Source organism: Acidiphilium iwatense (genome assembly GCF_021556475.1).
Classification (GTDB): domain Bacteria; phylum Pseudomonadota; class Alphaproteobacteria; order Acetobacterales; family Acetobacteraceae; genus Acidiphilium; species Acidiphilium iwatense.
Genome location: NZ_JAKGBZ010000004.1, coordinates 49,144 through 61,102 on the forward strand (window position 1 = coordinate 49,144; position 11,959 = coordinate 61,102).

Annotated in this window: 10 protein-coding genes and 1 tRNA gene; 10 read left to right on the plus strand and 1 reads right to left on the minus strand. The window is 65.3% G+C overall.

The genetic code is table 11. From position 1 onward, the window contains the following. Positions 1-38 precede the first annotated feature (38 nt). The 10 genes from L2A60_RS03425 (at position 39) to L2A60_RS03470 (ending at position 10,507) form a co-directional block, all read left to right on the plus strand. A complete protein-coding gene (locus L2A60_RS03425) occupies positions 39-605 on the plus strand; it encodes a F0F1 ATP synthase subunit delta (protein WP_235702975.1) in 567 nt (188 codons plus the stop codon). Position 606: 1 nt separating this feature from the next. Next, positions 607-2,151 carry a F0F1 ATP synthase subunit alpha gene (gene atpA, locus L2A60_RS03430; protein WP_235702976.1) on the plus strand — a complete coding sequence of 515 codons (1,545 nt, stop codon included), beginning with the start codon at positions 607-609 and terminating at the stop codon, positions 2,149-2,151. 16 nt (positions 2,152-2,167) lie between these two features. Further along, positions 2,168-3,046, plus strand: a complete 879-nt coding sequence (locus L2A60_RS03435; protein ID WP_235702977.1) for a F0F1 ATP synthase subunit gamma — start codon at positions 2,168-2,170, stop codon at positions 3,044-3,046. A gap of 25 nt (positions 3,047-3,071) precedes the next feature. After that, positions 3,072-4,502, plus strand: a complete 1,431-nt coding sequence (gene atpD, locus L2A60_RS03440) for a F0F1 ATP synthase subunit beta (RefSeq protein ID WP_235702978.1) — start codon at positions 3,072-3,074, stop codon at positions 4,500-4,502. 10 nt (positions 4,503-4,512) lie between these two features. After that, complete coding sequence (atpC, locus tag L2A60_RS03445; protein WP_235702979.1) at positions 4,513-4,923, plus strand: ATP synthase F1 subunit epsilon; 411 nt, start codon at positions 4,513-4,515, stop codon at positions 4,921-4,923. A gap of 78 nt (positions 4,924-5,001) precedes the next feature. After that, entirely contained in the window at positions 5,002-6,525 is a 1,524-nt protein-coding gene (locus tag L2A60_RS03450) for a malonyl-CoA decarboxylase (RefSeq protein ID WP_235702980.1), read from the plus strand. 61 nt (positions 6,526-6,586) lie between these two features. Beyond that, positions 6,587-8,536 carry a squalene--hopene cyclase gene (shc, locus tag L2A60_RS03455; protein WP_235703049.1) on the plus strand — a complete coding sequence of 650 codons (1,950 nt, stop codon included), beginning with the start codon at positions 6,587-6,589 and terminating at the stop codon, positions 8,534-8,536. Positions 8,537-8,585: 49 nt separating this feature from the next. Beyond that, positions 8,586-8,672 (plus strand) — tRNA-Leu (locus L2A60_RS03460). Positions 8,673-8,869: 197 nt separating this feature from the next. Next, on the plus strand, positions 8,870-9,805 hold the full coding sequence (locus L2A60_RS03465; RefSeq protein ID WP_235702981.1) for a DUF5996 family protein: 936 nt from the start codon (positions 8,870-8,872) through the stop codon (positions 9,803-9,805). Between the two features lie 18 nt (positions 9,806-9,823). Beyond that, the gene (locus tag L2A60_RS03470) at positions 9,824-10,507 is read left to right on the plus strand and encodes a TMEM175 family protein (protein ID WP_235702982.1); all 684 of its coding nucleotides are present in this window, start codon (positions 9,824-9,826) and stop codon (positions 10,505-10,507) included. A 33-nt stretch (positions 10,508-10,540) separates the two neighbouring features. Here the strand turns inward: L2A60_RS03470 and L2A60_RS03475 are convergent, their stop codons facing one another. Next, complete coding sequence (locus tag L2A60_RS03475) at positions 10,541-11,833, minus strand: hemolysin family protein (protein ID WP_235702983.1); 1,293 nt, start codon at positions 11,831-11,833, stop codon at positions 10,541-10,543. Between the last annotated feature and the right edge of the window lie 126 nt (positions 11,834-11,959).

An 11,959-nucleotide genomic window follows, 5' to 3' on the forward strand; every position in this document is an offset into this window, starting at 1 on the left:
ATCGCATCGGGAACGGGAACGCACGCTTGTCGTCCACCATGTCAGCATCTGGCATTTCTGAGCGGCCGTCCGGCCTGTCGCAGCGCTATGCCCGCGCGCTCTACGAACTGGCCGACGAGCAGAAGCAACTCGACCGGACCATCGCGGAGATGGAGGCGCTCGGCGCGCTGATCGGCCAGTCCGAACCGCTGAGCCGGCTGATCGAAAGCCGGGCGATCGACGTGACCGAGGCCGGACGCGCGATGGATGCGGTGCTGGCGAGCCAGGGTTTTTCCGATCTGGTGAAGCGTTTTGTCGCCACCGCGATCGCCAATCGAAGGCTGCACGAGCTGCCTGGGCTGATTTCGGGATTTGCCGGCTTTGTCGCGGAGAAGCGCGGAATCGTCACCGCCGAGGTCGCCACCGCCCACAAGCTGACCGACACCCAGCGCGCGCAGCTCGCGGCACGCCTCGCCGAAGCCGGGTATGGCCGGGTGGTCATTCGCGAAACCGTCGATCCCGCGCTGCTCGGCGGCATGTCGGTCAAGATCGGTTCGCGCCTGTACGACACGAGTTTGAAATCGCGCCTGCAACGCCTGCGCCATGTGATGAAGGGAGCCGCCTGATATGGAGATCCGCCCTGCCGAAATCTCCGAGATTCTGAAGCGTCAGATCGCGAGTTTCGACACCGATGCGAATGTCGCCGAGACCGGACAGGTGCTGTCGGTGGGTGACGGTATCGCGCGCGTCTTCGGCCTTGCCAACGCGATGGCTGGCGAACTGGTCGATTTCCCCAATGCCGGCGTCAAGGGCATGGCGCTCAATCTTGAAAACGACAATGTCGGCATCGTCATTTTCGGCGAGGACCGTGCGATCCGCGAAGGCGACACCGTGACCCGCACCGGGCAGATCGTCGACGTGCCGGTGGGCAAGGGATTGCTCGGCCGCGTGGTCGATGCGCTCGGCAACCCGATCGACGGCAAGGGCCCGATCGAGACCACCGAACGCCGGCTGGTCGAGGTCAAGGCGCCGGGCATCATTCCGCGCAAATCGGTGCACGAGCCGATGCAGACCGGCATCAAGTCGATCGACGCGCTGATCCCGATCGGGCGCGGCCAGCGCGAGCTGATCATCGGCGATCGCCAGACCGGCAAGACCGCAGTGATCATCGACACGATCATCAACCAGAAAATCATCAACGCCCAAGGCAACGAAACGAACGACGAGAGCAAGAAACTCTATTGCATCTATGTCGCGATCGGCCAGAAGCGCTCGACCGTCGCGCAACTGGTGCGCACCCTCGAAGAGAACGGCGCGATGGAATATTCCATCGTGGTCGCCGCGACCGCCTCCGAGCCCGCGCCGATGCAGTTCCTCGCCCCCTATACCGGCTGCGCGATGGGCGAGTATTTCCGTGACAACTCGATGCACGCGGTTATTTTCTATGACGATCTGTCAAAGCAGGCGGTCGCCTACCGGCAGATGTCGCTGCTGCTGCGCCGGCCGCCGGGGCGCGAAGCGTATCCCGGCGACGTATTCTATCTGCATTCGCGGCTGCTGGAGCGGGCGTGCAAGATGTCCGACGAGTTCGGCGCGGGCAGCCTGACCGCGCTGCCGGTGATCGAAACCCAGGCAGGCGATATCGCGGCCTATATTCCGACCAACGTGATCTCGATCACCGACGGCCAGATATTCCTCGAAACCGAATTGTTCTTCAAAGGCATCCGTCCGGCGGTGAGCGTGGGGGCCTCGGTGTCGCGCGTCGGTTCGGCGGCGCAGATCAAGGCGATGAAGCAGGTCGCCGGCAAGATCAAGCTCGATCTCGCGCAGTATCGCGAGATGGCGGCGTTTTCGCAGTTTTCCTCCGACCTCGACGCCTCGACCCAGAAGCTGCTGGCACGCGGCGCGCGGCTGACCGAACTGCTCAAGCAGCCGCAATATAAGCCGCTGCCGGTCGAGGAGCAGGTGGTGGCGATCTTCACCGGAACGCGTGGCCATCTCGACGACGTACCGATCGACCGGATCGGCGATTTCGAGAGCCAGTTGATTTCGGAACTGAAGGCCCGCGCGCCGGAGATTCTGAAGTCGATCCGCGACGACCGCGAAATCAAGAAGGATGTCGAGGCGAAGCTGACCGAGTTTATCCAGTCTTTCGCGAAGAGCTTCGCGTGAGCGACGGACCCGGCCGATGCCCAGCCTGAAATCGCTTCGCAACCGGATCTCCAGCGTCAAATCGACGCAGAAGATCACCAAGGCGATGAAAATGGTCGCCGCCGCCAAGCTGCGCCGCGCCCAGGCGCAGGCCGAGGCGGCGCGGCCCTATGCGACGCGGATGGCGAAGATGATGGCCGCACTCGCGCGCGGCGCGGCGAGCAATCCGAACGCGCCGGCGCTGCTGGTCGGCACCGGGGCGGACAAGACGCATCTGATCGTCGCGGTGACCGCGGATCGCGGCCTCGCCGGGCCGTTCAACGCCTCGATCAGCCGGGCCGTGCGCAACCGCGTGCGTGCGCTGGAAGCCGAAGGCAAGACGGTGAAACTGTTCGCCGTGGGCCGCAAAGGGCGCGATTCGCTGAGGCGCGACATGGCCGACCGGATGATCGGCGATGTCAATTTCGTCGGCCGCCGATCGCTCGAATTCACTGATGCCGAAGCGATCGCCAACCGGATCATCGCCGAATTCGACGAGGGCGGCTTCGATCGCTGCACGCTGATGTTCAATCGGTTCGTCTCGGTGATGGTGCAGACCGTCGCCGAAACGCCGCTGATTCCCGCCAGCGCCGGCGAGCCGGCGAACGACGACGGCGATACCGCCGATTACGAGATCGAACCGGATGACGGCTCGCTGCTGGAACGGCTGCTGCCGCGCAACCTCGCGGTGCAGATCTATCGCGCGCTGCTCGAAAGCAATGCCGGATTCCAGGCGGCCCAGATGACCGCGATGGATAACGCGACGCGCAACGCGGGTGACATGATCAACCGCCTGACGATGAACTACAACCGCACCCGGCAGGCGAACATCACCAAGGAATTGATCGAGATCATCTCCGGCGCGGAAGCGCTCTGAGACGACGATACAGGGAACCAGGACCATGGCGAAAAACATTACCGGACGGATCACGCAGATCATGGGACCTGTGGTCGATGTGCAGTTCGAGGGCGACTTGCCGTTCATTCTGAACGCGCTGGAAACCAAGGTCGGCGAGCGCCGGCTGGTGCTGGAAGTGGCGCAGGAAATCGGCGAGCGCACGGTGCGCTGCATCGCGATGGACAGCACCGACGGTCTGGCGCGGGGTGCCGAAGTGGGTGACACCGGCGATAGCATTCGCGTGCCGGTCGGGCCGGCGACGCTGGGCCGGATTCTCAACGTGATCGGCGAGCCGATCGACGAACGCGGGCCGATCGACGCGAAGCTGACCTACCCGATCCATCGCGAGGCGCCGTCCTTCGAGGATCAGGCGACCTCGGCGGAAATTCTGGTCACCGGGATCAAGGTGGTCGATCTGCTGGCACCCTACCTCAAGGGCGGCAAGATCGGGCTGTTCGGCGGCGCCGGCGTGGGCAAGACCGTGCTGATCCAGGAGCTGATCAATAACATCGCGAAAGCGCATGGCGGCGTCTCGGTGTTCGCCGGTGTCGGCGAGCGGACCCGCGAAGGCAACGACCTCTATCACGAGATGATCGACGCCGGGGTCATCAAGCTCGGCGAGAACACCACCGAAGGCTCGAAAGTCGCGCTGGTCTACGGCCAGATGAACGAGCCGCCGGGGGCGCGCGCACGGGTCGGCCTGTCGGGCCTGACCCTCGCCGAATATTTCCGCGACGAGGAAGGCCAGGACGTGCTGTTCTTCGTCGATAACATTTTCCGCTTCACCCAGGCGGGCGCCGAGGTTTCGGCGCTGCTCGGGCGCATTCCGTCGGCGGTGGGTTATCAGCCGACTCTCGCGACCGACATGGGTGCGTTGCAGGAGCGGATCACCTCGACCAAGAAAGGCTCGATCACCTCGGTCCAGGCGATCTATGTTCCCGCCGACGATTTAACCGATCCGGCACCGGCGACCTCGTTCGCGCATCTGGATGCGACCACGACGCTGAACCGGGCGATTTCGGAAAAAGGCATCTATCCGGCGGTCGATCCGCTGGATTCAACCTCGCGCGCGCTCGATCCGCGCGTCGTCGGCGAGGAGCATTACGCTGTTGCGCGCGAGGTTCAGCGCATTCTGCAAAGCTACAAGTCGCTGCAAGACATTATCGCGATTCTGGGAATGGACGAACTGTCGGAAGACGACAAGCTCACCGTCGCGCGCGCGCGCAAGATCGAGCGCTTCCTGTCGCAGCCGTTCCATGTCGCGGAAGTGTTCACCGGCTCACCCGGCCTGTTCGTGCGCGTCGAGGATACGGTGCGCAGCTTCAAGGCGATCTGTGCCGGCGAATACGATCACCTGCCCGAAGCCGCGTTCTATATGGTCGGCACCATCGAGGACGCGGTGAAGAAGGCCGATCAGCTCAACACGACGGCTTGAGGAGCGGATCGTGACCGTCGCTCTCGAAATCATCAGCCCGGAGCGGCTGCTCCTGGCGCGCCCGGTGGACATGGTGGTGATCCCCGGCACTGAAGGCGATCTCGGCATTCTGCCGGGCCATTCCAGGCTGATCACCAGCCTGCGCGGCGGCATGATCGATCTGTATGAGAACGACGCCGTGGTCGACCGCTACTTCGTCTCGGGCGGATTCGCCGAAGTGACCGAAGAGCGCTGCACCGTGCTCGCCGATGCGATCATGAAGCTCGCCGAACTCGACGCGCAGGACGCCGCCGACGAGCTTGCGCGCGCGGAGGCCGACTATCGCGAGGTGGACGAGGCGGACGCGAGCGCTTACCGCGCCGCCTCCGACCGGCTGATCACCGCCCAGGCGAAGGTGGACACGCTCGCCGAAAGAAGCTGACCGCACATGCCGGCTCTGGTATCGATAGGCGATCGCCCTTTAATAGTAAGGGACCGCTCGTCGTAAGGAGACCAGGGCATGGCCGAGCCAGCATTGTCGTCCGTACCGCCTGACCGGCCGACCCGCTCCTGGCTCGACCGGCTGTGGTCGTCGATCGCCGAGCACGGGCGGCATTTCGTCACCTTCCCGAATGCCGACCTGCCGTCGCGCGAGCGTGCCGAACTCCTGGCCGATTCGCTGCTCGGCGGCAGGGGCGAGGCGTCCGGCGCCGCCCTCGCGGCGGGGCTGCTGAGCGCGATCGGCGGACTTTCGCCGGCCGACCGGATCGGCTTTCTGGAGTTTCTCGCCACCCATTTCGAGCCCGATCACGACCGCCTGGAGACAGCTGCGCGCGCCTATCTCGCGGCGCCGGGCGCGGAGACCGCGACCGTGCTGGCCGATGCCGCCGAACCGCCGCGCCAGGAATTGCTGCGCCGGATGAACATGGCGCCGGGCGGCACCGCCGCTTTGGTCGCGATGCGCCGCGCCGCGCTCGCCGAATTGCCGCGCAACCAAGCGCTCCGGCCGCTCGACGCGGATTTGCGGCATCTGTTCGCCTCCTGGTTCAACCGCGGCTTTCTCGAACTGCGCCGAATCGACTGGCGAACCCCCGCCTTCGTTCTGGAAAAGCTGATCGAATACGAGGCGGTTCATGAAATCCAGGGCTGGGAGGATCTGCGCCGCCGCCTGGCGCCGGACCGGCGGTGTTTTGCGTTTTTTCACCCATCCCTGCCGGACGAACCGCTGATTTTCGTCGAAGTAGCACTGGTCAAGGGCCTCGCCGAGGCGATCGGTCCGCTGCTCGCGCGCGAGTCCGAGGAGCTTGCCGCCGAAGCCGCGCTGCACGATGCCGCCGAACGCGCGGATACCGCGATTTTCTATTCGATTTCCAACTGCCAGGAGGGGTTGCGCGGAATTTCCTTCGGCAATTTCCTGATCAAGCAGGTGGTTGAGGAGTTGCAGGCCGAATTGCCGCGCCTCAAGCGTTTTTCCACCCTTTCGCCGGTACCGGGCCTGCGCCGCGCGGCACTCGCTTTGCTCGATCTTTCGGTACCGCCGGCGCCCTGGCTCGCGCCGGAAGAACGCGAGACGCTGATGCGCGCGGCGGGAATCGCCGCCGATCCGACGCCGGACCCGGCCCGCGACGCCGATCTGCTGAAGACGGTCCTGGAGACAAGGAACTGGTGGAGCGACGTATCGCTCGCCGGTGCCCTGCGCGCGCCCTTGCTACGATTCGCGGCGCTTTATCTGACCGGCGGATTCAAGGCGAGCGAGGTGCGGGAAGCCGCCCGTCCCGATCCGGTCGCCCGGTTCCATCTGGGCAACGGGGCGCGGCTGGAGCGAGTCAACTGGCTGGGCAACCCGTCGGCGCGCGGCATCGCCGAATCCTTCGGGGTCATGGTGAACTACCTCTACGATCCCGATGCGATCGAAGCCCGGCACGAAGCCTATCTGCGCGACGGCACGGTGGCGCGCGCCTCGGGCGTCGATCAGCTCATGGCGATGCCCGGCCAAAGCTGGTTCGCCCGGCGCGCGCGCGGCGTTGCCGCCGCCGGACCCTGATCGCGCCGCACCGCGCGACCGGCTATGGCCCGGTGCGGCGATCGCCGGTATATCGGCACCCATGCTGACCACATTGTCACCCGACCTTGCCGAACTCGACGACGCGATCGGCCGCGCCCAGGAACGGCTCGCAGCCGAGCAGCAACCGGACGGCCATTATGTGTATGAGCTGGAGGCCGACGCGACGATTCCGGCGGAGTACGTGCTGCTGGAGCATTTCCTCGACCGGATCGACCCCGAACTCGAAGCCCGCATCGGCGTGTATCTGCGGGCGATTCAGGGAAACTCGCCGCAGAACCCCGGCGGCTGGCCGCTATTTCATGACGGGGCGATGGATATCTCGGCCAGCGTGAAGGCGTATTTCGCGCTCAAGGCGATCGGCGACGATCCCGAGGCGCCGCATATGCGCCGCGCCCGCGCCGCGATCCTGGCGCGCGGCGGAGCCGAGCGCACCAACGTGTTCACCCGCATCCAGCTCGCTTTGTACGGCGCGGTGCCGTGGCGAGCCTGTCCGGTCATGCCGGTCGAGATCATGCTTCTGCCGGGCTGGTTCCCGATCACCATGTGGAAAATCAGCTACTGGTCGCGAACGGTGATCGCGCCGCTGCTGGTGCTGATGACCGAGCGGCCGGTGGCGCGCAACCCGCGCGACGTGCGGATCGACGAGCTGTTCGTTACCCCGCCCGAGCAGGTGCGCGACTATATTCGCGGCCCCTACAAATCGTGGATGGGCAATGCGTTCAAGGCGCTGGACACCGTGCTGCGCCCGCTGGAGCGGCATTTCCCATCTCGGTCGCGCAAGCGCGCGATCCAGGCCGCGATCGACTTCATCACCCCGCGCCTGAACGGCGAGGATGGGCTGGGCGGCATCTATCCCGCCATGGCCAATGCGGTGATGATGTTCGATACGCTCGGCTATGCGCCGGACCACCCCGATTACGCCATTGCCTGGGCCTCGGTGCACAAGCTGGTGACCGATGCCGCCGCGCGGATTCCGGGCGGGATCTATGTCCAGCCCTGCCTGTCGCCGGTGTGGGATACCTCGCTCGCCGCCCACGCACTGGCCGAGGCGGCCGGGGCGCAGGATGCGCACGTCGCCGCCGCCTGCGACTGGCTGATCCCCCGCCAGGTGCTCGATGTGAAAGGCGACTGGGCCTATCGCAAGCCGGACGCGCCGCCGGGCGGCTGGGCGTTCCAGTACAACAACGCTTATTACCCGGACGTGGACGATACCGCCGTGGTGGGGATGCTGCTCGACCGCGCCGGCGACCCCGCGCATCGCGAGGCGGTGGAACGGGCGCGGTTGTGGATTCTCGGGATGCAGAGCAAATCCGGCGGCTGGGGCGCCTTCGATTCCGACAACGAATTCGACTATCTCAACCACATCCCCTTCGCCGATCACGGCGCCCTGCTCGATCCGCCGACCGCCGACGTCGCCGCGCGCTGCGTGTCGTTCCTGGCCCAGCTCGGTCATCCCGAGGATCGGCCGGCGATCGCGCGCGGGGTGGATTATCTGCGGCGCGAGCAGAAGCCGGACGGCTCCTGGTTCGGCCGCTGGGGCACCAACTATATTTACGGCACGTGGTCCGCTTTGTGCGCGCTGAACGCTGCAGGCCTGCCGCATGATTCGCCGATGATCCGGCGCGCCGCCGAATGGCTGATCGCGCGCCAGCGCGAGGATGGCGGCTGGGGCGAGGATTGCGAGAGCTATGCCCATGCGCCGCCCGGCGAGTATCATGAAAGCTTGCCGTCGCAGACCGCCTGGGCGCTGCTCGGGCTGATGGCGGCGGGCATGGCCGGGCATCCGTCGGTGGCGCGCGGCATCGACTGGCTGCAATCGGCGCAGGACGAGGATGGCTCCTGGCGCGAGAAACCCTATAACGCGGTCGGGTTCCCGCGCGTATTCTATTTGCGCTATCACGGCTATCCGCGCTTCTTCCCGCTGCTCGCGCTGGCGCGGTTCCGCAACCTCGCGCGCGGGAACAGTGCGCGCGTCGCCTGCGGGTTCTGAAGCGGGACATTTGCCACGGACGGCGCGCCCGTGGCAGGAGACCGGCGCGGCGGGTGTGGCGGAATCGGTAGACGCAGCAGACTTAAAATCTGTTGCCCGACAGGGCGTGCGGGTTCAAGTCCCGCCATCCGCACCAGTAAATTAGGGCTGGCCGTAGAATGGGCAGCCGATGGTCATGGTCTCGATGATTTCTTGACGTTGGCTCCGGGCGGCCTTCTTGCGCCAAGCACCGACGATTCCGGCTCTGGTTCGCTCCACTGCCCGCTTTCCCGCAAAATTTCGCCCGGCTTGTGATATGGTAAAGGTCTGTGACGGAGTCGAAGGGAAGACATGATGAATGATCCGCCCCAATGCTCCGCTCTGGACGCGTGGCCAGAGCTTCCGCTCTCGGCGTGGGAGGATACCTGCGCCACGCTTCATCTCTGGACCCAGGTGGTCGGGAAAATCCGCCTCGCCCATGCGCCGATGATCAACCATTGGTGGCAGGCGACGCTCTATGTGACCAGCCGGGGGCTGACCACCTCGCCGATCGCCCACGGTTCCCGCGGCTTTCAGATCGACTTCGATTTCATCGACCATTGCCTGACGCTTCGGACGAGCGACGGCGCGACCGAAATGATCCGACTTGGTCCATGCACCGTCGCCGATTTTTACGCCGAGGTGATGGGCCGGCTGCGCGGGCTTGGGCTGGAGACCCGGATTTGGACCATGCCGGTCGAGATACCGGATGCCATCCCGTTCGAGCAGGATCGGGAGCATGGCTTCTACGACCCGGAATACGCCCACCGCTTCTGGCGCATTCTGGTCCAGGCGCACCGGATCTGCAGCCGGTTTCGATCGCCATTCCTCGGCAAGGCGAGTCCGGTGCATTTTTTCTGGGGGAGTTTCGATCTGGCGGTCACCCGGTTTTCCGGGCGTTCCGCGCCGCCGCTGACCAGCAACTCTCCCAACCTCGGGGCGTGGGTCATGCGGGAGGCATATTCGCATGAGGTGAGCAGTTGCGGCTTCTGGCCGGGCAATGGGGGATTCGGCCAGCCCGCGTTCTACAGCTATGCCTATCCTGAGCCGCCGGGATTTGCGGCAGCGCCGGTTCGCCCGAATGACGCGTTCTACAGCGAAAGCCTCAGACAGTTCATCCTGCCCTACGATGCGGTCCGTCGGGCGGCGTCGCCGGATGACCACCTGATGGCGTTCCTGCGGAGCAGTTACGACGCGGCCGCCGGGCTGGCGCGGTGGGATCGCGCCGCGCTGGAACGCGCGGAAAACTAGGCCGGGGGCGGTGTCGCCATGAACTCGAAGCCGCGATCCGAGGATGGGCACGACATACCGCCGGCGGCCACGGAGCGGGACACCGGGCGCGTCGAGGCGTTCAGCGATGGCGTTTTCGCCATTGCGATCACGCTGCTCATCCTGGAGATCAAGGTGCCGCACGCCCATGGATCGTCGCGGCCGTTCAGCCTTCTCGGCTCGTTGACCGGGCTTTGGCCGTCCTATTTCAGCTATCTCCTCAGCTTCACCATGATCGGCATCTACTGGGCGAATCATCATTACATTTTCAAGTTGTTCACGCGGACCAATCACACGCTCAACCTTCTGAACCTGCTGTTCCTGCTGACGATTTCCTTTCTGCCGTTTCCGACAGCGACCTTGGGAAATTACATGCTCGATGCGGCGAACCGGACGACGGCGGCGACCTTCTACGCAGTCGGCCTCCTGCTTCCGGCATGCACCTGGCTGCTCATGTGGCTCTACGCCACCACGGGACGCAGACTGGTTCACCCGCGCCTGGAGTCTGCCTTCCTGCACCATCTGACCATCCAATATGCCGGCACGGTCGCGATCTATCTCGGGGCCGTACTGCTCTGCCTTGTGGATGTCAGACTCGGACTCGGGGTCTGCGTGGGGCTGACGCTGCTCTATCTTCTGCCGCCGGCCAGCTACGCTTATGCGCGGGGGAAACGGACGCCATAACAGTCAAGTCAGTGCCGAGGGTACGTCAAAATCCTACGTCACTGCCGTCGGGTCGCGGCTGATGCGGACGCGCTCGACCCGGCGACCGTTCATCGCCAGCACCTCGAAGCGCCAGCCGCCGAAGGCGATGGCGTCGCCCTGGCGTGGCACCCGTTTCAGCAGAGCGAGCAGGAAACCACCGAGCGTGTGGTAGGAGCCGTGCGCGGGAAGCTCGATCAGCCGGAGACGATGCGCGACCTCGTCGATCGGCTCCAGCCCGTCGAGCTCGAATCGTTCGGGCACGGTTTCGCCCCCTTCGGCGTGGGTGGGCTCCTCGACATCGCCGACGATAGCTTCCAGAAGATCGCCGACCGTGACCATGCCTTCAAAGCTGCCATATTCGTCGAGCACGAAGGCGACGCCGAGCGGATCGGCTTTCAGCCGTTCCAGCGCGTCGAGCGCGGAGATCGCGTCCGGCACCGCGAGCGGCTGACGCAGCGACGTGGCGATCGAGATGTCCTTGCCGTCCAGCATCCGGTCCAGGATGTCCTTGGCCTGGACGATGCCGACCACGTTGTCGATGCTGCGGTCGCACACCACGAAGCGCGAATGGGGCGCGGCCTTGAGGGCGGTGATCACCTGGCCGCGCGGCGCGGTACGGTCGAGCCAGGCGATGTCCTGGCGCGGCGTCATGATCGCGCGCACCGGCTTGTCGGCAAGCCGCATCACCCGCTCCATCATGTCGCGCTCCTCGGATTCCAGCATCCCGGACGCGGTGCCCTCGGCGAGGATGGCTTTCAGCTCCTCCTCGCTGATCGCCCGACGGTGCGGATCGGCGGGACCGAAGGCGCGGAGCAGAAGATCGGAGGTCGCGCCCAGCAGCCAGACGGCCGGGGCGGCGACGCGGGCGAACATGTCGATCGGCCAGGCGACCGCGCAGGCGATCCGCTCGGCGTTGCGCAGGGCGAGCTGCTTGGGCACCAGTTCGCCGCAGACCAGGGTGAGAAACGTCACCAGGACGATTGTGATGATTAGCGCGACCGTGCCCGCCGCCGGCGCGATGAATGCGACGCGGCGGAGCAGCGGGGTGAGCGCGGTGGCGAGCTTGGCGCCGCCGACCACGCCGGTCATGATGCTGATCGCGGTGATGCCGATCTGCACGGTGGGCAGGAAACGGTCTGGCGCCTCGGCCAGAAGCCGTGCGTGGACGGCGCCGCGGACGTGTTTTTGCGCGAGCAGCGCGAGGGCGGCACGGCGCGACGAGACCAGCGCCATCTCAGCCAGCGCGAAACCCGCGTTCAGCAAAATCAACAGGAACAAAAAACCAATTTCGACAACGATCTGCATGACGACCTTGAGATTCCGCGCGATTTCCGCCCAGCATAGACCATTTCAAGGGCGTTCGGGAAAGCCGGAACGGATAGCACGGCTGACGTGTTGAAACCGTATCGAATGCCATGCTTCCGCCATAAT

Bases quoted from the DNA above. Each gene is read 5' to 3' on its own strand.
- shc (WP_235703049.1), top strand. From the start codon at position 6,587: ATGCTGACCACATTGTCACCCGACCTTGCCGAACTCGACGACGCGATC.
- atpD (WP_235702978.1), top strand. From the start codon at position 3,072: ATGGCGAAAAACATTACCGGACGGATCACGCAGATCATGGGACCTGTG.
- L2A60_RS03465 (WP_235702981.1), top strand. From the start codon at position 8,870: ATGAATGATCCGCCCCAATGCTCCGCTCTGGACGCGTGGCCAGAGCTT.
- L2A60_RS03475 (WP_235702983.1), bottom strand. From the start codon at position 11,833: ATGCAGATCGTTGTCGAAATTGGTTTTTTGTTCCTGTTGATTTTGCTG.
- L2A60_RS03435 (WP_235702977.1), top strand. From the start codon at position 2,168: ATGCCCAGCCTGAAATCGCTTCGCAACCGGATCTCCAGCGTCAAATCG.
- L2A60_RS03450 (WP_235702980.1), top strand. From the start codon at position 5,002: ATGGCCGAGCCAGCATTGTCGTCCGTACCGCCTGACCGGCCGACCCGC.
- atpA (WP_235702976.1), top strand. From the start codon at position 607: ATGGAGATCCGCCCTGCCGAAATCTCCGAGATTCTGAAGCGTCAGATC.
- L2A60_RS03470 (WP_235702982.1), top strand. From the start codon at position 9,824: ATGAACTCGAAGCCGCGATCCGAGGATGGGCACGACATACCGCCGGCG.
- L2A60_RS03425 (WP_235702975.1), top strand. From the start codon at position 39: ATGTCAGCATCTGGCATTTCTGAGCGGCCGTCCGGCCTGTCGCAGCGC.